The organism is Thermocrinis ruber (assembly GCF_000512735.1).
Lineage (GTDB): Bacteria > Aquificota > Aquificia > Aquificales > Aquificaceae > Thermocrinis > Thermocrinis ruber.
Map to the genome: position 1 here is coordinate 761937 of NZ_CP007028.1, position 24048 is coordinate 785984.

Consider the following 24048-nt stretch of genomic DNA (forward strand, 5'->3'; position numbering starts at 1 on the left):
CAAAGAATATTTTAACAACCTTAGACTATAATTTAAAAGTTATGGAAAATGAAAAGTTACCCGTAATTGAGTTTGAGTCCCAGGTAATAGAAATTAAAACAGAAACTCCCACTACAAAGACCTTGGTGTTTGATATATCGGACATAGATTTTAACTTTTACCCAGGGCAGTATGTGATGCTACAGGTGCCCTACCCACCAACCGGTGAAATTCTAAAAAGGGCTTACTCCATAGCCAGCCCTCCCACGCAAAAAGACAAACTTGAGCTAACTATAAAGCGCACACCCCAAGGTAGGGCATCGGTGGTGCTCACGCAGGAGGTGAAGATAGGAGACAAGTTCAAGATAAAGGGACCCTACGGAAAATTTATATGGCTCCCCCAGATGTCTAAGAACATAGTTCTAATAGGTGCAGGCAGTGGTATTGTGCCCCTAATGTGCATGCTAAGGTTCATAAAAAGTGCCCAGCTTTGGGATGTTTCTGCAATACTTCTTTACTCAAATACCAGCTATGAAGAGATCATATACCGAGAGGAGCTTGATAAACTCTCTGAGCTTCCAAACATAAAGGTGGTGCATACCTTAACAAGGGAAATACCAGAACATTGGAAGGGTTATACAGGAAGGATAAACAAAGATATGATCTTAAAGGAAGTTCCCAATCTACGAGACAATCTTTACTACCTCTGCGGACCACCTACCTTTGTGGATGATATGGCTTCCATCTTGGAAGGGCTTGGTGTGGAAAGGGACAGGATAAAGAAGGAGAAGTATGATTAACGAAATTTTAATGAAATTTTCATTTGTTTTATGTTATAATAACCGTAAAAGGAGGCGATGCCATGAAAAAGAGCCTGTTAGCACTTTCTTTACTTGGGGGAGTTGTGTTCGCGCAAGACAAGCCTTTAGACCCATGCGGTAGCCCCAAGGAGGTATTTTCAAAGTATCTCTTGGACCAATGCTACAAGGGATACTTTGAGGCCATAATGGAGGCTAAGAAGAACGCCGACGAAGCCCTTAGATTGGCAAGGGAAGCCAACAACAAGGCAGGCGACCTGGAAAAGAGGGTTTCTTCCCTTGAAAGAACTGCAGATGACCACGAAAGAAGAATAAGGGCTTTGGAAGCTAGAAAGCCAGAGGTGCCCCCACCGCCCCCACCAGCACCTCAGCCAAAAACCGAAGGTGTGGGTCCTTACAAGTGGCAGTTGGAGGAAGTGGGTGTTGTGCATTTTGACTTCAACAAGTTCAACATAAAGAAGTCCGAGGCAAAGAAATTGGATGAGCTGGTGAACAAGATAAAGGAATCTGGTAGAGAGGTCTTGGTAGTTGGCTTTGCAGACAAAAGGGGAACATCTAACTATAACTTCAACCTTTCTATGTGGAGAGCCCAAATGACCGCCAGCTACCTTGCCAAGAAGGGTGTTGATATAGGAAAGATAAGGGTAGCTGCCTACGGTAAGGAAGTAGCAGACCTACTTGGTAAGGACTTTAAAACCCAAAGGGCTGTGAAAATATTCCTCGTTTATTAATCACCTGCGGGGGTCATTCTCCCCCGCCTTTTCTACATCTTGATAATTCCACCTTTCTCTTATAATTTAAGAATCTATGCTGGAAAGAATCAGAAACTTTTCCATAATAGCCCATGTAGACCATGGTAAATCCACTCTTGCAGACCGTTTGCTGGAATACACTGGTGCAGTTTCTCGAAGAGAACTAAAAGAACAGATGCTTGACACCTTAGAGATAGAAAGGGAGAGGGGAATAACCATAAAGTTGCAAGCGGTAAGAATGGAACACAAGGGCTACCTTTTGCACCTCATAGATACCCCGGGACATGTGGATTTCTCCTACGAGGTTTCAAGAGCCCTTGCCGCTTGCGAAGGAGCTATCCTTTTAGTGGATGCTACCCAAGGCATAGAAGCCCAAACAGTAGCCAACTTTTGGAAGGCGGTGGAACAGGATTTGGTAATAATCCCCGTCATAAACAAAATAGACCTGCCCGCCGCAGACCCTGAAAGGGTTAGAAAACAGATTGAAGAAATTTTAGGGCTTGATGGTGATGATGTGATCCTGGCCTCTGCCAAAGAGGGTATAGGAATAGAAGAAATACTTAACGCCATAATAGAGAGGATTCCTCCTCCAAAGGGAGACCCAAAGGCTCCATTAAAGGCACTCATCTTTGACTCCTATTACGATCCCTACAGGGGTGCGGTGGCTTTTGTTAGGGTCTTTGATGGAGAGGTAAAACCCGGAACAAAGATTAAACTCTTTTCCACGGGCAAAGAGTTTGAGGTAACGGAGGTGGGAGCCCAAACACCCAAGATGACCAAGTTTGAAAAGCTCTCTGCAGGAGAGGTAGGATACATTGCAGCGTCCATAAAGGATGTTAGGGACATAAGGGTTGGAGACACCATCACCGATGCAAAAAGACCTGCAGACAGTCCAGTTCCCGGTTTTAGACCAGCTAAACCTATGGTCTTTGCGGGGCTATACCCCTCTGAAGGCTACACCTTTGAAGAACTAAGGGATGCTTTGGAGAAGTATGCCATAAACGACGCAGCCATTTATTACGAGCCGGAGACATCACCAGCCCTTGGAATGGGCTTTCGTGTGGGCTTTTTGGGGCTTTTGCACATGGAGATCGTCCAAGAGAGGCTTGAGAGGGAATACGGCGTAGGACTGATTACCACCGCACCCAGTGTGGTCTACAGGGTGCGTTTTAAAAATGGCACTGTGAAGGAAATCAAGAACCCCTCCGAGCTACCCGAGAATTGGGGCTTAATAGAAGCCATAGAGGAGCCTTTCGTAAACGTAACCATAATCACACCCAAGGAATACGTGGGCTCTATTATGAACTTATGCCAAGAGAAGAGAGGCATTCAAAAGGGCTTTAAGTACTTAGACCCAAACACAGTTATGTTAGAATATGAGATGCCCCTCAGTGAGATCCTTCTGGATTTTCATGATAAGATAAAGAGCCTATCAAGGGGATATGCATCCTACGATTACGAGTTCATAGGCTATAAGGAAGAGGACCTGGTGAGGTTGAACGTCTTTATAAACAACGAACCAGTGGATGCGTTATCCTTCATAGTTCATAGGGACAAGGCTTACAGAAGGGCAAGGCAGTTGGTGGAAAAGCTCAAGGACACCATACCAAGACAGCTCTTTGAGGTTAAGGTGCAAGCTGGCATTGGCAATAAGATAATAGCATCCGAAAGGATTCCACCCCTCAGGGCAAACGTAACTGCCAAGTGCTACGGCGGAGACGTTACAAGAAAGAAAAAGCTCTTAGAAAAGCAAAAGGAGGGTAAAAAGAGGCTCAAACAGTTTGGCAAGGTGGAACTGCCTCAAGAGGCATTTTTGAGCGTTTTGAAGGTGGACTGAGATGATAAGACTTTTATACTTTGCCATACTGAGGGAAAAGCTTGGAAAGCAGGAGGAGATGCTAGAATTCTCTGGTAGTGTAGGGGAGTTAAGAAGACTGCTCATAGAAAGGGAACCCCATCTAGCGGATGTTCTTAAAGTCTGCCTTTTTGCAGTCAATCAAGAGTATGTGGGGGAGGACTTTATCTTAAAGGGCGGGGAAACAGTTGCGGTGATACCCCCCGTTAGCGGTGGATAAAAGGGCGTTGCTGATTAGATTTTCCTCCCTTGGGGATGTGGTGCTGACCTCCTGCCTTTTTGAGCCTCTCATAAAAAGGGGCTACAAGCCCTACCTTCTTACCCATCCACCCTACGGCGAGCTCTTTTTGGAAGACCCAAGGGTTGAGGTTATCCAGATAAGAAAAGATGAACTCTTTAACCGGCTTGACCTACTTAGAGGCTTTGACCTTTACTTAGACCTGCACAAAAATTTAAAGACCCTTGTCCTAAGACTACTCCTTAGAGGAAATTGGAGAAGCTACCCAAAGGATAGCCTAAGAAGACGGCTTGCCCTGAGGTTTCCCATCTTTAGAAAGCCCTACAGCGTGGTGTCTGCCTATCTAAAAGCCGTTGGAGAAGAAGGCTACAGACCTTCCCTTCTTATATCTGAGGAGAGGTTGGAACTGCTCAAAAAAAACTACGGCGAGGGCTTTGTGGCACTCGGACCGGGAGCAAGGTACAAGAAAAAGAGATATCCTTTTTTTAGAGAGTTAGCCCTCGGGCTTGAGAGGGAGGGCTATAAAGTGGTTTTGGTGGGTAGCCCAGGAGAGTGCGAGGGCTTTGAAAAAACCAATGCCCAAAACCTCTGCGGTAAGCTTTCCCTCTTGGACACTGCGGGCATCATTAAATTGGCAAAGGTTTTTGTAGGAAACGATTCTGGGCTTTTGCACGTTGCGAGGGCTGTGGGCACAAAGGCGGTGCAAATTTATGGGGCAACCCATCCCACCTTGGGTTTTTCCCTTCTACCAGAGGAGGGAAAGGTTATCATAAAGAACCTTCCATGCCAGCCTTGCACATTGCACGGAAAAGGGGAGTGTAAGTACCGCACCTATAAGTGCCTGCAGATCCCACCCGAGGAGGTGCTGAAGGAAGTCAGAGCATTAGCCTCTCAAGGAGATTAGCGGCACCGTTTAGCTTCTGATAGGCAGAGGATATTACGTAGTATAGCTGTTCTCCCTCTGCGATGGTCAGGTCGTAAAGGGTTATGCTCATATCTTTGAGAAGATAGTAGAGGGTTGAATACAGATTCTCGTCCAGCTTCCTTGAGGGGTCCGGTATGCCTTTGTAAATTTCAAAAATATGGTCGCACAGCCTTTTTATACTGTTGGCAATGTTGGTTATTTCTAGGTCATGGCTGTAAAGGGCTAACACCTCCCTATGGCGCTCTTCTATTTCTTTGGAGAGTGTTCTAAATAGCATATCCTCCAAAAATAAAAGGCTGTTTGTCATAATTGAGAAAAATAATCAAATTTTACATTTTTTCAAGGGAGAGGTCTATTTCAGCCAGAAGGGCCTGCAGACTATGGACTTGCTTAACTCCCTCTATTGGGTGGGTTTTGTAGCCTATGACCTTTTTTCCGAGAATTAGGGCGTAGGCAATCTCGGAGAGGGTTCCCCAGTGTCCTCCTATGGCAACCACAAACTCTCCGCTCGCCACCACTATGGGGTTTCTGTTCCAACTCATGCCCGTGTTGATCTTTATATCCACATAAGGGTTTGCTTCTTCGCCCGTGTAGGTGGTTAAGATGCCCACCGTTATGCCTCCCTCCTCCTTGGCACCCTTGCAAACCGCCTCCATAACTCCACCCCTTCCACCACAGACCACAACAACATCCTTTTTAGCCAAGTGTCTTCCAACTTGATAGGCTACCTCATACTCCTCTTCGTTGGCTTGGGAGGAGCCTATTACCGCCACACACTTACGCATTCTTTATGTATTTTATTCTCATACCTAACTCCTCCACCACTCGTTTGAACTCTTTGAACTTAAAGATCCTCCTATCACAGAGAATTATGGTCCCTTCGTCCTCTTTGCTCCTCATGAGCCTTCCTATGCCCTGTCTGAACTTTATTAGGGCTTTTCTCTTTTGGTATTCAAAGGGGTCCTCTCCGATCTCTCGCAGATATCTGATCCTGTGGTAAGTTAGAGGGTCCTCTGGGCTGTCAAAGGGCAGTTTTGCCATCAAAAGTCCCTTTCTTCCTTTAACATCCACACCAAACCAAAGACTATCAAGCCCAACCAGTGCCTTTATGTCTCCTCTTCTTAGGGCTTCCACCAAAAAGGAGAGCCTGTCTTCTCCCTGAACAGCTAAGCCTTCCTCTCCCTTAAAAAGTTCAATCTGTTCTTTGTTGGTAAGTAGTACCAAAACTTTGTCATAAAGAGTTCTGAGCCTTTTGTAGGCAAACCTTAAGCACTCTTCCCATTCCTTTTTCTCCTTTGGACTTACCCCATAGACCACAAACTCTACCCTTTCGTAGGGAAAGCTGTGGGGAAGTTCATAGTAGTTGCCCACTATGCCCATAGTGTAGTAGAGGTCCTCTGGGTCTGCGGTGGCGGAGGTTATAACCACTCCCTTATAACCATTCAGGTCAAAGTATCCGGCGGGAAATACGGGGAACCTCTCCAGTCGGTAGTTGAAAGTCCTTAACTTACTGCTCCACTTTCTACTTACCGCAAAGCCAAGTTCTGCGGGACGCTCTTTCATACTCTTGTAAAAGTCCTTTACCCTTTGGAGACGCCTTTCCAAAAGCTCGTAGCTCTTCAACTTTTTTATGAGCTTTTCTTCCTCTTCTGAAGGTTCTTCAAAGCCTACTTTAAGCTGAAAGTATTCCTCCCAGTCCAAAAGCATTGAACGCCTCAGATACTCCGCAAACTTTTCGCTTACCCACATGGAGGACGTTAAAAAGTCGTGGACCTCTGAGATTAGCTTTTCCCTTATTCTCTTGTGATACAGGTTTAAGGGCTTTAGGATGCTATCCTCAAAGTCCTTCACATAGGGTCCCAAGTCCTGCAGAGGCACATGTTCTTGTTCTGATTTAAAAAGCCCAGAGAAGTTCCTTTCAAAGAACCCCTCCACATCCACATTGTCCGCATCGGGCAAAAATTGTAGGATCCTTTCCATGATCTCCACCCTTAAGGTGTAGGTGGATATGCCGTCAGTTAAAGAGGAGGTTATGTATTTGTCTAACTCGTGGGCTTCATCTATTACCAAGAGGCGTTCCTGTGGGTCCTCAAAGTCCTTTAAAGCCAACAGGGCGTGGTTGATGATAAGAATCCTTGCCTTCTTTTCCCTTCTTTTGAGCTTTGCCCAATAGTAGCACTCATCCCTATATTTGCATATGCTTCTGTAGTGAGGCGTGCAGTAGTCATCATCCACGCACACCTTAGACCAAAACTCAGGCTCTACCCGTGCAAACTCCACATCTCCGTCCCATTGGCTGCCTAATAGGTCCTCAAGTTCTGCGGGCACTTGGTCAGAGGGCATAGCCTTTAGCCGATCCAGACAAAGATAGTTGGACTTACCCTTGAGCACCAAATAATCCACATCCTCCCCCGTGAGGTAAAAGTAATAGCTCCTGAGGGTTTCAATGTCCCTTCTCAGTTGCTCTTGCAAGAGCTTTGTGCCAGTGGATATGATGGCTTTTTCGCCCCGTTCTATTATGGGTATAAGGTAGCCGTAGGTTTTGCCAGTGCCCGTGGGAGCCTGGACTATGCTTATGGAACCCTCCTCTATGGTTTTGTGGACTATGCGGAAAAACTCTTCCTGTGCCTTTCTTGGCTCTAAGCCCTTTTTGAGTAAAAACTGATAGAGCTGGGAAGACATCAACCCGGAGGCCAAGTCATCTTCCTACCCCCTATAAGGTGCAGGTGCAAATGAAAGACGCTCTGACCCGCATCCTCACCCACATTGAACACAAGCCTGTAGCCACCCTTTAGGTCCTCCCCTTTTATCAAACCAAGCTCCTCTCCGAGCCTTCTTGCCACGTAGAACATATGTCCCACTATGGGCTCGTCCTCGGGCTCTAAGGTCTGAACACCAAAGATGTGCTTTTTGGGAACTATCAGTATGTGGACGGGGGCAACGGGATTAATGTCATGAAAGGCATAGACCAACTCATCCTCATAAACACCCTTTGAGGGGACCTCTTTGCTTATGATCTTGCAAAAGATGCACTCCTTCATCTCTTACCTCCGATGTTGAATCTGTATTTGGGTGCCTACTCCAATATTTACATTGGAACCATCTGTGCCCACTCCAACCGAAACCCACGCACAGGCGCTCAGGCTAATCAAGAAGACGCCTAAGGAAAAGGTCCGTTTTAACCACCGGAAGACCCATGACCGTGTAGAAGTCTCCTCGGATCTTTTCCACAAACCTGGCACCATACCCCTGCACCGCATAGGCTCCAGCTTTATCCATAGGTTCCCCTGTTTTAATGTATTCATCTATCTCCCCTTCGTCAATGTTTCTAAATTTAACCCAGGCGGTGTCGTGGAAAAGCACCCTTCCCTTGGGGGATATTATGGCTACCGCAGTGATCACTTTGTGCCACTTGCCCGAAAGGCTCAAAAGCATAGCCTTTGCGTGTTCTTTGTCCCTTGGCTTTCCCAGAAGCTTTTTGCCCAACACTACCACCGTGTCTGCCCCCAAGACGGTGGCAAACTTGTACTCCTTCCAAACCTTAAGGGCTTTATCGTAGGCGTTCCTTCTGGCAACTATCAGCGGTTCTCCCTCGTTGCGTTCCTGTGCCAAAGATGGCACCACAAAGAAGTGGTAGCCAAGCATCTTGAGAATTTCCACCCTCCTTTTAGACTGGGAGGCAAGAATGAAAAACCTCACAGAAATATTTTACAGCCTTTTAAACCAAAGGTAAGCCCCAAAAAACCAAAGGAGGGAAAAGAGAAAGCCCAAGACAGTCATGTAAATGAGCCCATGCTTTAAAACAAAACCGCCCCAAAGCCCGCCCAAAAATGCACCCACAAACTGGGTGGTGTTAAAAAAGCCAAGGGAAAGTCCCCTTATATCCCTGTGGGTAAGCCGTGTTAGTAAAGAGGGAATAATGGGCTCCAAAAGATGAAAGCCCACCAAAAAGAAGAAAACTAAAAGGACCAAAGTAAAAAAGGAGTTTTTAAGAAAAGACAGCATAAACCCCAAGGCTATGAGCAAAACACCCAGCAAGAAAACCTCTCGGAACTTTTTCCTCTTTTCTGCATAAACTACGGAGGGCACCATAAGGGCCAAAGAGAGCAAAAGGGCTGGTAGGTAAACCTTCCAGTGCTGAACCTTTGGAAATTGATATTCATAAACTAACTGATAGGGCACCACCGTGAAAACCACCACCAAAAAGGCATGCAGTAGGGCTATGGAAAGGTTCAAAAAGGCTTGGTTTTTATCCTTTAAAACAAGGGAAAAGTTCCTAAGGGTGGGCTCTATTTCCCTGTGATGGTTTTTGGGCTCTGGTATAAAAAGGGCAACATACAGGGTAGCCAAAAGGCTAAGGAAGGCTGTAAGGTAAAAGATAAAGGGCACTCCCAAGGTGCCCGCCACGATGGGGGCAAACACAATGCTGAGGGTAAAAACCAAGCTTATGGATGCACCTATGAAGGCAAAAGCTCTGGTTCGCACCTCCTCCCTTGTTAGGTCTGCAGAGAGGGCAGTCATGGCTGAGGATACTGCACCAAAGCCCTGAATGAACCTTGCCAACACCATAAACCAAATATTCTTTGCCATTCCACCCATCAAACTGCCCAGTATGTAGGTTGCCATCCCAAAGATTATTACAGGCTTTCTCCCCAGCTTATCCGATAGATAACCAAAGGGGATCTGCAAAAAGGCTTGAGAAAAGCCATACACGCCTATGGCAAGCCCTATCAGAAGAGGAGTGGCACCGTCAAGGGTTTTCAAGTAGGGTGAAAGAACGGGCAGTAGCAAGAAGAGCCCTAACATCCGAACAGCCACAGCAAAGGATATGCCAAGGATAACTCTCTTCTCTTCTTTTGTTAGGCTTTTAAGCATTCCTTATAATTTTAGCAAATACCTCGTAAAGCGCCAACATAGTCCAACTCAGCGCCATAAAACTCAAGCTAAGCTTCTGTTTAATACTACTTCCCATACTTTTCCCAGTTATCCTTAGATAGTTCTGCTAAGACTTAAAAGAGCCTGTTTATGACTTTGGTGATGAGATTTTCTATGATTCCACCCAGCACGAAAGACTCAATCAGTATGGTTCTGTCTTTCTCTGTTAAAAATTGGTCCCTCTCCCTCTTTCTTCTCCTTTCGCCTTTGCGCAGACAGCGTTCATAAAAACTTTTCCTATCTTCCAACTCTTTTATAAGCCTTTCCACTTTTGCCCCTGCCATAGTTTTAATATTAAACCTTTTCTGTTAAGAAATGGTTAAGCAAAACCTTTTCCCAAGATTCTCACTCTCGCCTAACTTTAAGCATCCCTTATAATTTTAGCAGATGGCACGCCAAATTCCCGAGGGTGAAAGATTTTTTAACTTTGAGGATGCCCAAAAGCTGAAAAAATCCTTTCTCTTGGCATGCGAGCTCTTTGAGGACTATCAGTTTGTCCAGCTTCCCACCTTGGAGGTTTATTCGCCAGAAAGTTGGGGGCTTTCTCCCTTTTTGATTGGCACACAAACAGATCGCAGTATACTCGCCCTAAGGTCCGACTGGACGCTGAGCCTTATGAGATTTTTAAACAGCCTGCGGGAGGTTCAACTGCCTTTGCGGGTCTTCTACTGGGGTCCGGTATTTTCTCCAAAGGAGATGGAAAGGTTTCAGATGGGCATAGAGCTCATAGGGGTGCCCTTTCCGGAAGGAGAGTATGAAGTAATAAAAAGGCTGGTGGAGTACTTAAAAGCTATGGGTCTGGAGGAGCTTTCGGTGATCTTGGGGCACACTCAAATAGTTAAAGGACTGTGCAAAGACAAATATGCCAAAGAAAGGCTAAGGAAGAAGAACTTCTACGGACTAAAAGAAGAAGACCCATTATACCACCTTCTAAGGGCTTACGGTGGGGAGGAGGTCCTTGAGGAGTTTTCTGAGAGGTTTAAGGAATATTCTTCCCAATGCGAAGAGTTAAGGCATCTTGGAAGTCTTCTCAGAGAAGCAGGTGTAAAGGTGCTTTATGACCTTTCGGAGATTAGGCTTCAAGAATATTACACGGGCATAGTTTTTGAAGTCTTCCATCCAGAGGTTGGCTATCCCATTGCGGGGGGTGGGCGGTACGATGAGTTGTTTCTCAGTTCCAAAGCGGTGGGTGGTGCGGTATATTTGGATCTTCTACTGGAAGTTTTATAATCTTTCTGATGTTCTTGGACTTTGAAAAGGAACTGGTGGAGCTTCACCAAAAGATAAGTCAGTTAAAAAGGCTCTATCAGCTGGGAGAGAAGGAAAAGGAAAAGGAGCTCAGAAGATTGCAGAGGGAGTTTAGGAAAAAGGCAAAGGAGATATACTCCAAGCTTGACCCTTGGGAAAGGGTGCAGTTGGCAAGGCATCCCCAAAGACCCCACACCATAGACTACATAGGACTGATCTTTAAGGACTTTATAGAACTTCACGGAGACAGGAGGTTTGGAGACGATAAGGCTATAGTTGCAGGCTTTGGTTATTTAGATGACTTGCCCATTGCCATCATAGGCCACGAAAAGGGCAGAACTACCAAAGAAAAAATGGAGAGAAACTTTGGCATGCCGCACCCAGAAGGCTACCGAAAGGCAATAAGGGTGGCAAAGCTGGCAGAACACTACTGCCTGCCGGTGATTACCTTTGTGGATACGCCCGGGGCTTACCCAGGCATAGGGGCTGAGGAGAGGGGACAGTCTGAAGCAATAGCAGAAAGTCTATACACCTTTGGATACCTGAAGGTGCCGGTGATCGCGGTGGTTATAGGAGAGGGTGGCTCTGGTGGTGCCTTGGCTCTGGGGGTAGCAAATGTGGTTCTAATGCTTCAAAACTCCATATACTCAGTTATATCTCCCGAGGGCTGTGCGGCTATCCTGTGGAAAGACCAATCAAAGGTAAAGGATGCGTCAAGGGCTCTAAAGCTGACTGCCAAAGACCTGCTGGAGCTAAAGGTCATAGACGCTATAGTTCCTGAGCCCCTTGGCTCCGCCCACTGGGATCCTGTCCGTACCGCAAGGGTTTTAAAACGATGCATAAAAAAACACCTTAAACCTCTGCTAACCATGAACTCTCAAGAGCTTGTAAATCAACGCATAAAGAAGTTTGAAAAGATGGGCTTTTTTATAGAAAGATGAAAAATCTAATCATCCACGGACACTTTTACCAACCCTTTAGGGAAAATCCCTACTTGGAAGAGATCCCCTTGGAAGAGGGTGCCCATCCCTTTGAAGACTGGAACGAGAGAATATACAGAGAATGCTATTTACCCGTAGCCTATGCCCACTATAGAGAAGATGGCACAACCAAAGACATCATCAACGGCTACAAGCATCTCAGTTTTAACATGGGATGGACCTTAACCCATTGGTTGGAAAAAAAGCATCCCGAGCTTTTGGAAAAGGTAAAGGAAGGAAGAGAACACACCCTGGCAAGCACCTTTAACCACACCATCCTTCCACTGGACCCTTTGGAGGACAGAGAAGTTCAGATAGTTTGGGGTATAAGGGCTTACGAAAGGTTCTTTGGTAGAAAGCCTTTGGGTTTTTGGCTTCCTGAGTTGGCGGTGGATTATGAAACCTTAAGGCTTTTGAAAAAACACGGCATAGAGTTTGTAATCCTTGCACCCCATCAGGTCAAGGGCAACGCCAAATACCTTTGGGTGGAAGACTTGGCGGTTTTTGTCTATGATGGAGAACTTTCCCATGGTGTGTCCTTTGGAGAGCTTTTGGTGTCCGCGGAAAGACTGCATCAACTTATGAAAAGCAAGGAACCACCGGTGGTTATTGCCACCGACGGAGAGACCTTTGGGCATCACAAAAAGTTTGGCGAGCTTGCCCTTGCCTACCTCTTCAAAAAATATCCCGACGACTTTACCACCTTGGAGGATTACTACAGAGCCCGAAAGCCAAACCAAAGAGGAGAACTTGTGCCCTATACCTCTTGGAGCTGTGTGCATGGCATTGAAAGGTGGAGGTCCAACTGTGGCTGTTCGGCGGGAGGGCTTCCGGGCTGGCATCAAAAGTGGAGGGCACCTCTCAGGGAAGGCTTGGAGAACCTGCGGAGCATGGTAAAAGAAAAGGCTTATTCAATCCTTGAGAAATACCTAAGAGAACCAAAGCTTGCCCTCTTAGATTATGTAGATGTGATATTGGAGAACTATTCGCAGTCCGCAAAGGAGGACTTTCTAAGAAAACATGCCAAAAGGCGTCTGTCTGCAAAGGAAATCGTTGAAGTTTTCAAATCCCTTTCTGCCATCAAATACATGCACTTTGCCTTTTCCTCTGACGGCTGGTTTTTTGCGGACATATCCGGCATAGAAACGGTTAAAAATCTTTTGTTTGCCAAAAGGGCAATAGACCTGTTGGAACTTGAAGATGGTGAAAAGGTGCTAAAGGAATACCTACAGGAGGCACCGAGCAATGTTTTAGCTTACGGAAATGGGCTTGGCGTTTGGGAAAAACTGGTTAAACCTCAGGTTTATGAGCCAAAAACCATAGCCAAAACCGCTGTATTTTTACATCTTTTGGAGGAAAAAACCCTTGGGCGCTGGGAATACGAAGTTCAAGAAAAAGAAGAGGGCTTTTCTGTGAAGCTAAAGGACCCAGAGACGGAGGAAACTTTCTCCTTTGAAATTGAATGGGAGGAATTAAACCTTGAGGAAGTGCCGGATAGATTCTTGGGAAGAATACTGAAAAGCTGGATGGAGTCCTTTGAAGAGGGATACCTTAGCTTTTTATCCGATTACATGTACCTTTTGGAAGAGGTAGCTTACTATTCCAAATCCAAAAACTTTGAGTTTTTGGAGGATGTGAAAGGCCACACGGAGCTCCTCCTGAAGTTAAAGTTAAAAGAACTCTTGGTAAAGGACAAAGATGTAAAGGCTATTAAGGAGCTTTTTAACAGAGCACAACAGCTTGGCTTGGACCTAAAAGCACATCGTTTGGCTAAACATTTTGTAGAGCTTTGCATTATCAAGCTGGAAGAAGGAGAGGAAGAAGAACTTCTAGAGATTGTGGAGTTGATAAAAGACTACAACACTAAAGTGGGAAGGTTTGAGCTGATGATAGACCTGTGGGAGGTGCAAAACAGGGTTTGGGAAAGAAGACATTCAATAAGGAACAAAAGAATCTTTGAACTGCTCAATCTTCAACCATACGCCACAGAATAACGATCTCTCCCTTTATCTCTCCTCTTTTATTCAGCTCCTCCAAAACTTCTACCGCCCTACCCCTTATGTACTCTTCATGCAATTTGGTTAGCTCCCTCGCTATGCACACGGTGGTGTTTTCTCCGTACACTTCTTTTATGGCTTCCAAGGACTTTAGCACTCTGTTGGGAGATTCAAAGGCTATTATAGTGCTGTCTTTGTATGCCTTTAGTTCCTCCAAGAAGTTATTCAAGCCCTTCTTTGGCAAAAAGCCCACAAAGGTAAAGCGGTCTGTGGGTAATCCGGAGCCTACTAAGGCGGTTAAAACCGCACTGGGACCCGGGATCACTTCTACCGGTATACCCTTTTCAATGCACGCCCTTATGAGCTTGTATCCTGGGTCCGAGATAGAAGGCATTCCCGCATCCGTCACTAAGGCAACATCTTCCTTCTCAAGGAGTTTGATGATCTTTGGCACCTGCACGCTTTCCTTCGGTTCATAATAAGAGAGGAGCTTTTTACCCTCTATCTTGTAGTGATTGAGAAGAATAGAGGTTCTGCGAGTGTCCTCGCAGGCTATAAAATTGACAGATTGAAGGACCTCTATAGCCCTAAAGGTTATATCCTTGAGGTTACCTATAGGTGTTCCTACCACATAAAGCTTTCCCATCTCACTTCACCAAAAGTAGAGGTATGTTAGTATGGTGCATAACAAAGGTTGTTACGCTTCCTAAGAAGAGCTCCATTATCCTCCCCTTGGAGAAGGCTCCTAATAGCATTAGGTCCATATCCTTAGAATATTCTACCAGTTTTTCCTCCGGAATGCCAGAGAGCCTAACATAACGCACACCCTCTCCCACCTCTGCGGAGAGATCACCTTCTCCCACATGGACCGCATACACTTCTCCATCAAAGAGCTTTCCTATTAGCTTACCCATATGTAGTGCTCTTTTGGAGGGCTCACTGCCATTGTATGCTACGCAAATTTTCTTTATGTCTTTTTTCTGCTCCACTGCTACAAAGACGGGACACGGAGACCTTCGGGCTACGACCTCGGTGGTTGAACCCAAAAGAAAACCAGACACCGGCTTGTGAGATTTCTTTCCCAGCATAATCAGGTCCTCTGGGTCCGCTTGGGCCAAAATCACATGGTAGGGCTTGCCAGTGCTCTGATAGGAGGAAACCTTTACACCTTTGCTCCTACCCAAAGCTAAAAACTCGTCCAAAAGAACGCTTGCCTGCTCTTCAAAGAACTCTTTGAGCTTTCCCGATATGCCCGCATAATAGTTAAAGCCCAAAACCCCCGCTATATCTTCCAAAAAACCCTCCTCCAAGAACCTTTCATCTATTACATGAATGCCCACCACCGGCACATCCAACCCTTTTCCAAACTCAAAGGCGTAGTGGACCGCACTCCAACTGGTGGGAGAACCATCCAATCCCACTAATATTCTGTTAAACATCTAAGTTTTTGACCTCCCTCGCGTAGGCGATTATGAACTCTCTCCTTGGCTCCACTTCCTCTCCCATGAGTATGTTAAAGATCCTGTCTGCCTCTATAGCATCCTCTATAGAAACCTTCAAAAGCCTCCGGGTGGCAGGGTTCATAGTGGTCTCCCAAAGCTGTTCTGGGTTCATCTCACCCAAACCCTTGTATCTCTGAATCTCAAAGCTACCCTTTACAAGCTCCATAACTCCATCAAAGAGAGAGTGAAGATTGTCTATGATTTTGCTTCTCTTATCAAAGGTCACCTCCACGGGTGCCTTTATTGGAATGCCTTCCAACAGATGTTTGTATGTAAGAGAAGAGAGTAGGTCCGCATCCACTATGACTCTTCTACCCATGGCTTTATCAACGAACACCAGCTCATAGGCAGATTCAGCCTCGTTAAACCTTGTGGATACTTCATAATTTTTGAGGTGCTCTTTCAACATCCGTATTTTTTCATCCAGCAGACTCGGATCTCTCAGGTCTTCTTCCCTGAGCTTAACCTTTAGCAAGCCTTCCAAAATCTCCTCTCCCTTCTTCTTTACTAAGAGCCTGTATCCTTCCTCCGTTTCCTTCAGGGTTTTCAAAAGCTCCAAGAGCTTTTCTCCCCTATACTCCTTTCCTTCCGCATCCCTCAGAAGGACATCCTTCTTTATATGTTCCATCAAAAAGTTTTCCAACTCTCTGTCATCCTTAAGATAGACGGTCATTTTCCCCTTTTTGACCCTGTAGAGAGGAGGCTGGGCTATGTAAAGATGACCCGCTTCTATTATTTTTGGCATATATCTATAGAAAAACGTCAAGAGAAGGGTTCTAATGTGAGAACCATCCACGTCTGCGTCCGTCATGAGTATTATCTTGTGATACCTGAGCTTGGAAAGGTCCATATCTTCCCCTATGCCTGTACCCAGGGAGCTAACTATCGCCTTTATCTCCTCGTTGGATAGAATTTTGTCAAGCCTTGCCTTTTCCACGTTGAGGATTTTACCCCTTAAAGGAAGGATAGCCTGAAACCTCCTGTCCCTTCCCTGTTTGGCGGAACCTCCTGCAGATTCGCCCTCCACTATAAAGAGCTCGCATTTTTCTGGGTCCTTTTCAGAGCAGTCTGCCAACTTACCGGGCAGTGTGGTATCCTCCAGGGGAGATTTTCTCCTGACCAGTTCCTTTGCCTTCTTTGCCGCCTCCCTCGCCAGCGCCGCTTCAATAGCCTTTTCCACTGTGAGCCGGAGGATATCCCTGTTGTCTTCAAAGAAATCAGAAAGCTGTTCATAAACTATGGATTCTGTTATGTTCTTTACGTTTTGATTTCCCAGTTTTGTTTTAGTTTGCCCCTCAAACTGAGGTTCTAGCACCTTGCAAGAGATGACCGCCACCAAACCTTCCCTCAGATCATCCCCCGTAATGGTTTCTTTTAACTCCTTTTGAATTTTTAGGCTGGGCAGAGCCCTCATAACTGCCTTGGTAAGCCCAGACCTAAAACCCGTTACGTGAGTGCCCCCATCTACAGTCTTTATGTTGTTCACAAAGCTCTCTGTGATCTCTTTGTAATCCCTTGTGTAAGTAAAGGCTATGTCTACCAAAACTCCTTCCTGCTCTCCTTTTATTCTTATAACCTTTTCAAAGAGGCGTTCCTTTCCCTGGGCTAAATAGGAAACCAGCTCCTCTATGCCCTTGGTAAAGTGGTAAAAGACCTCCCTGCCAGACCTTTCGTCCTTTAAAAAGAACTTACACTCTGGGTTTAAATAGGCAAGCTCCCTTACGCGTTTTTCTACTATATCAAATTTGATTTTGGTTGTCTCAAAAATTTCTGGATCTGGCTTAAAGGTTATCTTGGTGCCCCTCTTTGTGGTGGAACCAACCACCTGCACTTCAGTGACTGGCACACCCCTTATATACTCCTGCTTGTAGATCTTTCCGTCTCTGTAAACCTCCACCACCAACCACTCAGAAAGGGCATTGACCACAGATGCACCAACTCCGTGAAGTCCCCCTGAGTATTTGTATGCCTTCTTGTCAAATTTTCCACCCGCACCCAGTATGGTAAAGACCATCTGCACCGCAGGAATACCCATCTCAGGATGGATATCTACCGGTATGCCCCTTCCGTTGTCCTCTACGGTTACGGAGTTGTCTTCGTGGATAATGATGGAGATCCTGTCCGCATAGCCAGCCATATGCTCATCTACTGCGTTGTCCAGGATCTCCCAGATGAGGTGGTGCAAACCCCTCTCTCCCACATCCCCTATATACATAGAAGGTCTTATTCTGACGTGCTCTAAACCGGTTACTGCTTTTATATCTTCTGCTTTGTATTCTTCGGAGAGGAGCTTTTCTTTACCCATGGTGTTTTTTAAGCACCCCCGGCGGGATTTGAACCCGCGTTCTCCGCCTTGAAAGGGCGGTGTCCTTGACCGGGCTAGACGACGGGGGCACAATTGATATTTTTTATTATACCAAAAATCTTTGGAACAGTCAAGGGGTAAAAGAAGTTCGTCCGGACTACCTATCCAACCATGCCACTGTTTCTGACTCCCACTAAAACTTGACAAAATCTTACTAAAGATTATTATTAACATCCATATCAATCTTGGAGGTGAAGGATGTTTAGTGAAAACATGCTGTCTGCCAAGGCTTTAGAGTATTTGAACAGGGCAAAGGAGCTGGCACAAGCTCAAGGGGATACCAAGGTTGACACAGACCACCTGCTATTTGTGATGCTCTCCGATGAGAAGTCTGCCCTGAGAAAGTATTTGGAAAAAAGAGGTATAGAACCGAAGGAGTTTTTAAAGAGGGTGGGAGATTATCTGCAAAAGGTGAAGGCTCAGCTTGAAAAGGTGGCAGACCAAGAGGCTAAGCATCTAATAGACCTGAGAAGCAAGATAATGCAAATAAAGTCCGACATAGGACAGGTACAAATAGAACTTGACAAAATAAAAAGGGCAAAGGAAGAGCTCAAAAGAGAAATAGAGAGGGCAAAAAGATACGGAGATTACTGGACCCTGAGAGAGCTTGAAATAGAGTATTCAAGGCTTGAACGCCTAGAAGCCCAATACAGGAGCCAATTGGAGGGGGTAGAAAGGAGTCTCTCGGAAGTTTTCAAGCGGGAGGACGTGAGGGCCTTTCTTGAAAACAAGCTCTCCATAGATGGACTCGTCCGAAAAGCCTTGGAAAACTCTCCTGTTTTGGAACAGCTGAAGGACATCGGACTATCTCCTGAAAGGTTCATAGATTTGGTGGCAAAGAAAGTCTTTGGTAAGAGTCCCACCTTTGATTATTCCCAAAACTTAATAAAGGTTATGGAAAGGGCTCAAGACAAAGCGGTGGCAGAGGGTTCACCGCAGGTGGAACCATACCATATAGCGGGAGCCCTGTTGGAGGTGGAGGAGTCCATAGGTAATAAACTATTAAAGGAAACCATAGGAGGTGAAAAGATGAAGGATGTAAGCCAAGAGCTAAAAGAGGAAGAAAAGTCTCCTCTGGAAAGGTTTGGCACCAACCTTACCCAGCTTGCCAGAGAGGGGAAACTGGACCCAGTCATAGGTAGAGAAAAGGAAATCAATCAGGTTATAGAGGTTCTTCTCAGAAAGTCCAAGAACAATCCAGTGCTTGTGGGAGACCCGGGCGTTGGTAAAACCGCCATAGTGGAAGGTTTAGCCCAAAGGATCGTCAACAAGGAAGTTCCTGCGGAGTTGCAAGACAAAGAGATCATAGCCATAGACATGGGTTCCTTGGTGGCGGGTTCCAAATACAGGGGTGAGTTTGAAGAGAGGCTAAAAGCCCTTTTAGAGGAGGTAAAGCAAAAGTCTAACATAATCCTTTTCATAGACGAAATTCATACTGTAGTAGGTGCAGGAAGGGCTGAGGGCTCCTTGGACGCGGGCAACATGCTAAAGCCTGCCCTGGCAAGAGGGGAGATAAGGCTCATAGGTGCCACCACGGTAGATGAATACAGAAAGCACATAGAAAAAGACCCAGCCTTAGAAAGAAGGTTCCAGCCCATATATGTGGATGAACCCAGCGAGGAGGAAACCATAGAAATCCTAAAGGGACTACGCCCAAGGCTTGAAAACCATCACAAGGTTAAAATCTCCGACTCTGCCATAGAAGCTGCGGTAAAGCTAACCAAGAGGTTCGTAACCTTCAGAAAGCTTCCCGACAAGGCAATAGATGCCTTGGATCAAGCCTGTGCAAGGAAAAAGCTCTCGGCGGTTTCTGTCCCACCAGAGGTTCAAGAGCTGGAAAGAAAAATAAAAGCTTTGGATGAGGAAATCCAAAAAGCCTTCCTTGAGGGCAACTACGAAAAGGAAGCCCAGCTCAAAATAAAGAAGGCTCAACTTGAAAAAGAAAAGCAAGAACTTTTAGCAAGGATAGGTTCCACCGATGTAAAAATTCAAGAGCTCAAAAGGCGTATGGAAGAGTTAGACAGGGAAATCATAAAGGCTTCTGAAAGGGGAGATTACGAAAGGGAGGCAAACCTGAAGATTGAAAAAATAAAGCTTGAGAAGGAGCTTAAAGAATTAGAAGCTAAAAAGAGCCAAGAGCTGGTGGTTACAGAAGAGGACGTTGCCCAAGTGGTTTCCGAGTGGACAGGCATACCTCTTTCCAAGCTAAGGGAAGAGGAAATGGAAAAGCTCTTAAGGTTAGAGGAGGAGCTTCACAAGAGAGTTATAGACCAAGAGCATGCAGTAAAGGCGGTAGCGGAAGCTATAAGAAGGGCAAGGGCAGGTCTGAAGGATCCCAAGAGACCCATTGCCAGCTTTCTCTTTTTGGGACCTACGGGAGTGGGTAAGACAGAGCTTTCCAAAGCTCTTGCAGAACTCCTCTTTGGCGAAGAGGATGCTATGATAAGGCTTGACATGTCCGAGTTCAAAGAGGAACACAGTGTAGCCAAACTCATAGGCGCTCCTCCCGGATACGTGGGCTACGAGGAGGGTGGAAAGCTTACAGAAGCGGTGAGAAGGAAGCCCTACTCGGTGATCCTCTTGGATGAGGTGGAAAAGGCACACCCAAGGGTTTTTGACTTGTTCCTGCAGGTTTTAGACGACGGAAGGCTAACGGACTCTCACGGCAGAACGGTAGATTTTAGAAACACAGTGATAATTATGACCTCCAACATAGGCTCCCAGTATTTGCTCAGCATACCCTTTGACGGAGATGAAAAGGCTATAGAGAGGGAATTTGAAAAGGCAAAGGAAAAGGTCCTTGAGGAGCTAAAATACCACTTCAGGCCAGAATTTCTCAACAGAATAGACGAAATTATCGTCTTTAAGCCTCTAACCATGAAGGAACTGCTTCAGATCGTGGATCTTTTGGTCCAGAGCGTCAATAAACGCCTTGCAGATAAAAACATACACCTTGAACTCACAGAGCAAGCCAAAGAGCAACTTGTAAAGCTTGGTTATGAGCCCGCATACGGTGCAAGACCTCTCAAAAGGACTATTCAAAGATACTTGGAAAATCCGTTGGCGGACAAGATCATAAGAGGAGAGATCAAAGAAGGAGATAGGGTGCGCGTGGATTATTCCGATGGAAACTTTGTCTTTGTTAAGGTATAATGTTAGCCATGTATGACGTGATCATTGTAGGTGGAGGAGCGAGTGGTTTAGCCTGTGCCCTCACCTTAGCTTCTTCAAGAGGAAGGAATTGGGACTGGGCAGAAGGTAGAACTTATCTGGTATTTGACACGGGCAAATCGGACCTACGCAAGGCATATCTGAAGAATGTACCGGGCGTCCAACCCATAGCTGGCACTCAGCTTCTGGAGGTTATAAGGGAACAGATAGAGGACTGGGGCGGTGTGGAGTTCTCCGAGGAAAAAGTAGTTGAGATAAAAAAAGAGGGAGAAATTTACAAGGTATATACAGAAACAGGTAAAGAGTACAGTGCCAAGTATGTGGTTTTGGCTGGAGGCTTTAAGGAATTTTCCATAAAGGGCTTGGAGCTTGAAGTGGGGGAAAATCCCAAATCTCCAAAACCGGGAAGGGTTATGATAAAGCACAAAGATTTTGAGGCGATGCCAAACCTCTTTGTGGTGGGCACATTGGCAGGCCTTAGTTCCCACTTTACCTCCTGCGCGGGTTCCGGTGTAGAGGTTGCCATAGAAATCCTGTCTCGTATGGCGGGCAAAAGGATCGTGATCCACGACGTGCCACAGGATTGAAAAGATTACTTCCTCTTCTTTTAACTTTAATCTTCCTTTCCCTCCTTTTTTACTTTCTTCCACCCAAGGAAATTCTCTCCCTCCTTGCGGAGGTTTCCTTAAAGGACTTCCTTTGGGCAAGCCTTTTTTATGGGCTGAGCCATCTTAGCAGAAGCCTGAGGTGGAAGATCCTTCTTAAGGAGCTTTCTTTCTTCCAGTGCTTTTTAATAAACAGCGCAAATGTATTTTTGAACAACCTATTACCTGCAAGAACTGGAGAGTTAAGCTGGTTTTACTACTCAAAACGTTTAGGTGTGAGTCTTCAAAAATCTGTGGGGATTTTTCTGTGGGGTAGGATTTTAGACCTTATTGCCCTCTTTGTGCTTTTAACCTTTTTTTATGCCCTTCATAGAGGAGATTTTAGATTTTACATATTATCCCTTTTTTTATTTTTTATCTCTCTTTTTATTCACATTCCAGTATCTAAGTTCAAAAACTTTAAGGGTAACCTTTTAACATCCACCTTTGCATCTTCCCTTTCTGTGATTTCAAGTCTTCTGAAGTTTTTGAGCTTAATTTTGCTTCTTGGCTTGGTTCCCTCAGTGGAACTCTTTCTAGGTTTTTTGGGAGGAGAGCTAAGTTCAGTTTTGCCCATTCACAGCTTTGGAGGTCTTGGCACCTACGAGCTGAGCTTTTCTTTACCTCAAAAGTTCTTTGGAGAATCCTTAAAGGAGGGTATGAAGGTAGCCTTTGTCTTTCACAGCTTTTTACTCCTCTCCTCCGCCCTCTATGGGCTTATAGCCCTGTATTTTTTACACAGAAGATAGCCCTAAACCTTACTCACACTCCTTTAATCCCAGCTTTCTGTAAAGGACCATAACAGGGCACCAGTTGGTAAAGGCAGACTGTATTTGATTTAAGGACATAAACAGCAAAAAGAACTTCCAAAACCAATGAACATTGGAGGGAAGTATACCAATTAGAAGCACCAGAAGTAGAAACACGCCAGATGTAAGTCTAAGAGCTCTATCCATAGTCATAGCAGAACCTCCTTAATAAGAATATTCAAATATAATTATATGCTTAACAGACGAAAGTGCAAGTTTTTTACTATAATTAAGAGAGGGGTAGAAAATGGGGTTTTTAAAGAGCCTTTTTGAACATATCAAGGAGATTTTTCTCGGCAAGAAAGAGGAGGGCAAAAAGTTTTTGGGGTATTTCAGGCAAGAGCGGTTAAAGTTTTTGGAGGAGTTCATAGGCATGGACCTTGGTGCTTACAAAAGAAATACAAGACCCTTTATAGGCTACACGTCGGGCAATTGGCTTTTTGTGTTATTTTTAACTTCCCAAAAGAAGGGAAGGGCCTATAGAGTGGATATTAGCCTGTGTAAGAAAAGAGGCTGTCCAAGATACAGGTTTGCACCGGAGTCTTATCTCTTCTACGACTCAAAACGTCAGGGCTTTTACTTTTACAAATTGCCCAAAAACCTTGTAAAAGATTACGTATTTTGTGGTTATTGTGAGGGTCTAGAACACCTTGACAAGTTGAGAATAAAGGAAGTTATTGGTGAAAAAATTTAAAAGTCCACGCTATAATTTAAGCAATGGAGGTGGGATTTTCTAATAGTTTTTTCCAACAGCTTCAGGAATTAGTCAGACAAAGAAAAGAACTGGAGGGTAAAAAGTTCTTGGGAATATTTGACAAAGCTAATCTCAGGGTTATTGAGGAACTATTAAAAACAGACCTTGGCACCCACAAAAGAGAGCGCAGACCTTTTGTTGGTTATTTCTACAGTAAATGGCTTTTTGTATGTTTTTTAACAAGAGAAAACCACGGTAATGTTATGAGGGTGGATCTATCCCTTTGCAACAAGAAAAAGGAGTGTAGTAAGCTACAAAACATATCATACATCTTTCAGGATAGAAAAAGGAGAGGTTTTTACCTGTATAGACTTCCCAAAGACCTTATCAAAGACTATACCTTCTGCGGTTTTTGTAAAGACCTGGAGCATATAGATAAGTTAGATGTTATAGAGGTGAAAGATGATGGACTACAGAGAGCTTTTAATTAGATTTGCGGAGGGACGAGAAACTCCGCAGGAAAGGGAGTTCATAAAGAACTCCATCGCAAAGTTTATAAGGCAAGCAAGGAAGGATGAGATCTTTAGAAGAAATTGGGGAGATGACTACTTAGAGGATGTTCTTTCGGAACTGAGAAAAACAATGATCCTTCAGAAAAGTCTCATAGAAGAAAAAAGCTTTATAAGCTGGCGGTACTTTCTAAGCATAGTTAGGTCTTGCGTGGAGGAGTTTTATAGCAAAATCAGACCATCGGAGGAGATCCCTTACGAGGTGGCAAAGCCCAAAACAGAACAGGACGAAAGAGATATAGAAGAAACTAAAATTTTTGCCTACGAAGATAGGGTAGAGGAAAAGGCGGAAGGTCCAGAGTTTTACGAGGTTATGCTGGATCTAATGGACAAAAAGGACTATCCTGTGGTTTGCTATTACCTTTGTAAGGAAGTTCAAAAAAACTGCAACAAGCCCAAAGTTATTTCGGAGGCAAACCTGTATAAGCGTTGGGAAAGGTTCAAAAAAAAGCTAAAGGACCATCTGCCCTACGAGCCTTCGGCAGATGCGGTGAAATACTTTATTGACAGGTTCCTGTCAGAAATTTGCCAAAGGCAGGGTTATATATAAACCTAAGAGGTGATTGG

25 protein-coding genes and 1 tRNA gene are annotated in these 24048 nt (G+C 45.1%); 14 read left to right on the forward strand and 12 right to left on the reverse strand.

Annotated elements, in window-relative coordinates:
* Positions 1 to 41: 41 nt before the first annotated feature.
* From THERU_RS04160 to THERU_RS04180, 5 genes are all read left to right on the forward strand, one after another.
* Positions 42 to 779: a ferredoxin reductase gene (locus tag THERU_RS04160; protein WP_025306020.1), complete on the forward strand. Its 738-nt coding sequence runs from the start codon at positions 42 to 44 to the stop codon at positions 777 to 779.
* A gap of 62 nt (positions 780 to 841) precedes the next feature.
* Positions 842 to 1528, forward strand: coding sequence for an OmpA family protein (locus THERU_RS04165; RefSeq protein ID WP_025306021.1), 687 nt, complete (start codon positions 842 to 844; stop codon positions 1526 to 1528).
* Between the two features lie 76 nt (positions 1529 to 1604).
* The gene (lepA, locus tag THERU_RS04170; RefSeq protein WP_038532108.1) at positions 1605 to 3386 is read left to right on the forward strand and encodes a translation elongation factor 4; all 1782 of its coding nucleotides are present in this window, start codon (positions 1605 to 1607) and stop codon (positions 3384 to 3386) included.
* A gap of 1 nt (position 3387) precedes the next feature.
* A complete protein-coding gene (gene moaD / locus THERU_RS04175) occupies positions 3388 to 3624 on the forward strand; it encodes a molybdopterin converting factor subunit 1 (RefSeq protein WP_156916195.1) in 237 nt (78 codons plus the stop codon).
* Between the two features lie 7 nt (positions 3625 to 3631).
* Positions 3632 to 4546 (forward strand): glycosyltransferase family 9 protein, encoded by a 915-nt coding sequence (locus THERU_RS04180; protein WP_245565788.1) that lies wholly within the window; start codon positions 3632 to 3634, stop codon positions 4544 to 4546.
* Here THERU_RS04180 and THERU_RS04185 read toward each other — a convergent pair.
* From THERU_RS04185 to THERU_RS04215, 7 genes are all read right to left on the reverse strand, one after another.
* Positions 4518 to 4874, reverse strand: coding sequence for a hypothetical protein (locus THERU_RS04185; protein ID WP_025306025.1), 357 nt, complete (start codon positions 4872 to 4874; stop codon positions 4518 to 4520). The two genes, THERU_RS04180 and THERU_RS04185, sit on opposite strands and share 29 nt — an antisense overlap.
* Before the next feature lie 22 nt (positions 4875 to 4896).
* Entirely contained in the window at positions 4897 to 5352 is a 456-nt protein-coding gene (locus THERU_RS04190) for a TIGR00725 family protein (RefSeq protein ID WP_025306026.1), read from the reverse strand.
* On the reverse strand, positions 5345 to 7249 hold the full coding sequence (locus THERU_RS04195) for an ATP-dependent DNA helicase (protein ID WP_025306027.1): 1905 nt from the start codon (positions 7247 to 7249) through the stop codon (positions 5345 to 5347). The genes THERU_RS04190 and THERU_RS04195 overlap by 8 nt, the downstream gene beginning before the upstream one ends.
* A complete protein-coding gene (locus THERU_RS04200; protein ID WP_025306028.1) occupies positions 7249 to 7608 on the reverse strand; it encodes a histidine triad nucleotide-binding protein in 360 nt (119 codons plus the stop codon). The genes THERU_RS04195 and THERU_RS04200 overlap by 1 nt, the downstream gene beginning before the upstream one ends.
* A gap of 103 nt (positions 7609 to 7711) precedes the next feature.
* Positions 7712 to 8266 carry a Maf family protein gene (locus tag THERU_RS04205; protein WP_025306029.1) on the reverse strand — a complete coding sequence of 185 codons (555 nt, stop codon included), beginning with the start codon at positions 8264 to 8266 and terminating at the stop codon, positions 7712 to 7714.
* A 9-nt stretch (positions 8267 to 8275) separates the two neighbouring features.
* A complete protein-coding gene (locus THERU_RS04210) occupies positions 8276 to 9442 on the reverse strand; it encodes an MFS transporter (RefSeq protein WP_025306030.1) in 1167 nt (388 codons plus the stop codon).
* Positions 9443 to 9576: 134 nt separating this feature from the next.
* Positions 9577 to 9786 carry a hypothetical protein gene (locus tag THERU_RS04215; RefSeq protein WP_025306031.1) on the reverse strand — a complete coding sequence of 70 codons (210 nt, stop codon included), beginning with the start codon at positions 9784 to 9786 and terminating at the stop codon, positions 9577 to 9579.
* Positions 9787 to 9889: 103 nt separating this feature from the next.
* Here THERU_RS04215 and THERU_RS04220 point away from each other — a divergent pair, with 103 nt between their 5' ends.
* From THERU_RS04220 to THERU_RS04230, 3 genes are read left to right on the forward strand one after another with little or no spacing between them, the layout of a single operon-like run.
* Positions 9890 to 10732 (forward strand): ATP phosphoribosyltransferase regulatory subunit, encoded by an 843-nt coding sequence (locus THERU_RS04220; RefSeq protein ID WP_025306032.1) that lies wholly within the window; start codon positions 9890 to 9892, stop codon positions 10730 to 10732.
* An 8-nt stretch (positions 10733 to 10740) separates the two neighbouring features.
* Positions 10741 to 11691 carry an acetyl-CoA carboxylase carboxyltransferase subunit alpha gene (locus THERU_RS04225; protein WP_038532111.1) on the forward strand — a complete coding sequence of 317 codons (951 nt, stop codon included), beginning with the start codon at positions 10741 to 10743 and terminating at the stop codon, positions 11689 to 11691.
* Positions 11688 to 13724: a DUF3536 domain-containing protein gene (locus THERU_RS04230; RefSeq protein WP_025306034.1), complete on the forward strand. Its 2037-nt coding sequence runs from the start codon at positions 11688 to 11690 to the stop codon at positions 13722 to 13724. The genes THERU_RS04225 and THERU_RS04230 overlap by 4 nt, the downstream gene beginning before the upstream one ends.
* On the opposite strand, the gene rsmI is transcribed toward THERU_RS04230, so the two are convergent.
* The 4 genes from rsmI to THERU_RS04250 all read right to left on the reverse strand — a co-directional run bounded on the left by rsmI (position 13696) and on the right by THERU_RS04250 (position 17623).
* Positions 13696 to 14373: a 16S rRNA (cytidine(1402)-2'-O)-methyltransferase gene (gene rsmI / locus THERU_RS04235; RefSeq protein ID WP_025306035.1), complete on the reverse strand. Its 678-nt coding sequence runs from the start codon at positions 14371 to 14373 to the stop codon at positions 13696 to 13698. The genes THERU_RS04230 and rsmI overlap by 29 nt on opposite strands.
* Before the next feature lies 1 nt (position 14374).
* Entirely contained in the window at positions 14375 to 15166 is a 792-nt protein-coding gene (locus THERU_RS04240; RefSeq protein WP_025306036.1) for a universal stress protein, read from the reverse strand.
* A complete protein-coding gene (gyrB, locus tag THERU_RS04245; protein WP_025306037.1) occupies positions 15159 to 17534 on the reverse strand; it encodes a DNA topoisomerase (ATP-hydrolyzing) subunit B in 2376 nt (791 codons plus the stop codon). Before gyrB ends, THERU_RS04240 begins: the two co-directional genes overlap by 8 nt.
* A gap of 13 nt (positions 17535 to 17547) precedes the next feature.
* Positions 17548 to 17623 (reverse strand) — tRNA-Glu (locus THERU_RS04250).
* Positions 17624 to 17792: 169 nt separating this feature from the next.
* On the opposite strand from THERU_RS04250, the gene THERU_RS04255 reads away from it, so the two are divergent.
* Genes THERU_RS04255 through THERU_RS04265 form a run of 3 tightly spaced genes read left to right on the forward strand, consistent with a single transcriptional unit; the run spans position 17793 to position 22158 of the window.
* Entirely contained in the window at positions 17793 to 20747 is a 2955-nt protein-coding gene (locus THERU_RS04255) for an AAA family ATPase (protein WP_025306038.1), read from the forward strand.
* Positions 20748 to 20755: 8 nt separating this feature from the next.
* Positions 20756 to 21352 (forward strand): FAD-dependent oxidoreductase, encoded by a 597-nt coding sequence (locus THERU_RS04260; protein WP_038532422.1) that lies wholly within the window; start codon positions 20756 to 20758, stop codon positions 21350 to 21352.
* Positions 21349 to 22158, forward strand: coding sequence for a flippase-like domain-containing protein (locus THERU_RS04265; RefSeq protein ID WP_025306040.1), 810 nt, complete (start codon positions 21349 to 21351; stop codon positions 22156 to 22158). Before THERU_RS04260 ends, THERU_RS04265 begins: the two co-directional genes overlap by 4 nt.
* Before the next feature lie 9 nt (positions 22159 to 22167).
* Here the strand turns inward: THERU_RS04265 and THERU_RS04270 are convergent, their stop codons facing one another.
* Entirely contained in the window at positions 22168 to 22371 is a 204-nt protein-coding gene (locus tag THERU_RS04270; RefSeq protein WP_025306041.1) for a YgaP family membrane protein, read from the reverse strand.
* Between the two features lie 94 nt (positions 22372 to 22465).
* Between THERU_RS04270 and THERU_RS08635 the strand changes: the two genes are divergently transcribed.
* The 3 genes from THERU_RS08635 to THERU_RS04285 are packed head-to-tail and all read left to right on the forward strand — an operon-like array spanning position 22466 to position 24031.
* Positions 22466 to 22912: a hypothetical protein gene (locus THERU_RS08635; protein ID WP_025306042.1), complete on the forward strand. Its 447-nt coding sequence runs from the start codon at positions 22466 to 22468 to the stop codon at positions 22910 to 22912.
* A gap of 23 nt (positions 22913 to 22935) precedes the next feature.
* A complete protein-coding gene (locus tag THERU_RS04280; protein WP_025306043.1) occupies positions 22936 to 23403 on the forward strand; it encodes a hypothetical protein in 468 nt (155 codons plus the stop codon).
* Positions 23375 to 24031, forward strand: a complete 657-nt coding sequence (locus tag THERU_RS04285; RefSeq protein WP_025306044.1) for a hypothetical protein — start codon at positions 23375 to 23377, stop codon at positions 24029 to 24031. The genes THERU_RS04280 and THERU_RS04285 overlap by 29 nt, the downstream gene beginning before the upstream one ends.
* Positions 24032 to 24048: the final 17 nt, after the last annotated feature.

What these genes read in the sequence shown, in the direction of transcription:
- lepA (WP_038532108.1), top strand. Translation starts at nt 1,605, where the DNA reads ATGCTGGAAAGAATCAGAAACTTTTCCATAATAGCCCATGTAGACCAT.
- THERU_RS04190 (WP_025306026.1), bottom strand. Translation starts at nt 5,352, where the DNA reads ATGCGTAAGTGTGTGGCGGTAATAGGCTCCTCCCAAGCCAACGAAGAG.
- THERU_RS04270 (WP_025306041.1), bottom strand. Translation starts at nt 22,371, where the DNA reads ATGACTATGGATAGAGCTCTTAGACTTACATCTGGCGTGTTTCTACTT.
- THERU_RS04165 (WP_025306021.1), top strand. Translation starts at nt 842, where the DNA reads ATGAAAAAGAGCCTGTTAGCACTTTCTTTACTTGGGGGAGTTGTGTTC.
- THERU_RS04240 (WP_025306036.1), bottom strand. Translation starts at nt 15,166, where the DNA reads ATGTTTAACAGAATATTAGTGGGATTGGATGGTTCTCCCACCAGTTGG.
- THERU_RS04255 (WP_025306038.1), top strand. Translation starts at nt 17,793, where the DNA reads ATGTTTAGTGAAAACATGCTGTCTGCCAAGGCTTTAGAGTATTTGAAC.
- THERU_RS04260 (WP_038532422.1), top strand. Translation starts at nt 20,756, where the DNA reads ATGTATGACGTGATCATTGTAGGTGGAGGAGCGAGTGGTTTAGCCTGT.
- THERU_RS08635 (WP_025306042.1), top strand. Translation starts at nt 22,466, where the DNA reads ATGGGGTTTTTAAAGAGCCTTTTTGAACATATCAAGGAGATTTTTCTC.
- THERU_RS04230 (WP_025306034.1), top strand. Translation starts at nt 11,688, where the DNA reads ATGAAAAATCTAATCATCCACGGACACTTTTACCAACCCTTTAGGGAA.
- rsmI (WP_025306035.1), bottom strand. Translation starts at nt 14,373, where the DNA reads ATGGGAAAGCTTTATGTGGTAGGAACACCTATAGGTAACCTCAAGGAT.
- THERU_RS04195 (WP_025306027.1), bottom strand. Translation starts at nt 7,249, where the DNA reads ATGTCTTCCCAGCTCTATCAGTTTTTACTCAAAAAGGGCTTAGAGCCA.
- THERU_RS04220 (WP_025306032.1), top strand. Translation starts at nt 9,890, where the DNA reads ATGGCACGCCAAATTCCCGAGGGTGAAAGATTTTTTAACTTTGAGGAT.
- THERU_RS04160 (WP_025306020.1), top strand. Translation starts at nt 42, where the DNA reads ATGGAAAATGAAAAGTTACCCGTAATTGAGTTTGAGTCCCAGGTAATA.
- THERU_RS04185 (WP_025306025.1), bottom strand. Translation starts at nt 4,874, where the DNA reads ATGACAAACAGCCTTTTATTTTTGGAGGATATGCTATTTAGAACACTC.
- THERU_RS04215 (WP_025306031.1), bottom strand. Translation starts at nt 9,786, where the DNA reads ATGGCAGGGGCAAAAGTGGAAAGGCTTATAAAAGAGTTGGAAGATAGG.
- THERU_RS04225 (WP_038532111.1), top strand. Translation starts at nt 10,741, where the DNA reads ATGTTCTTGGACTTTGAAAAGGAACTGGTGGAGCTTCACCAAAAGATA.
- THERU_RS04285 (WP_025306044.1), top strand. Translation starts at nt 23,375, where the DNA reads ATGATGGACTACAGAGAGCTTTTAATTAGATTTGCGGAGGGACGAGAA.
- THERU_RS04200 (WP_025306028.1), bottom strand. Translation starts at nt 7,608, where the DNA reads ATGAAGGAGTGCATCTTTTGCAAGATCATAAGCAAAGAGGTCCCCTCA.
- gyrB (WP_025306037.1), bottom strand. Translation starts at nt 17,534, where the DNA reads ATGGGTAAAGAAAAGCTCCTCTCCGAAGAATACAAAGCAGAAGATATA.
- moaD (WP_156916195.1), top strand. Translation starts at nt 3,388, where the DNA reads ATGATAAGACTTTTATACTTTGCCATACTGAGGGAAAAGCTTGGAAAG.
- THERU_RS04210 (WP_025306030.1), bottom strand. Translation starts at nt 9,442, where the DNA reads ATGCTTAAAAGCCTAACAAAAGAAGAGAAGAGAGTTATCCTTGGCATA.
- THERU_RS04280 (WP_025306043.1), top strand. Translation starts at nt 22,936, where the DNA reads ATGGAGGTGGGATTTTCTAATAGTTTTTTCCAACAGCTTCAGGAATTA.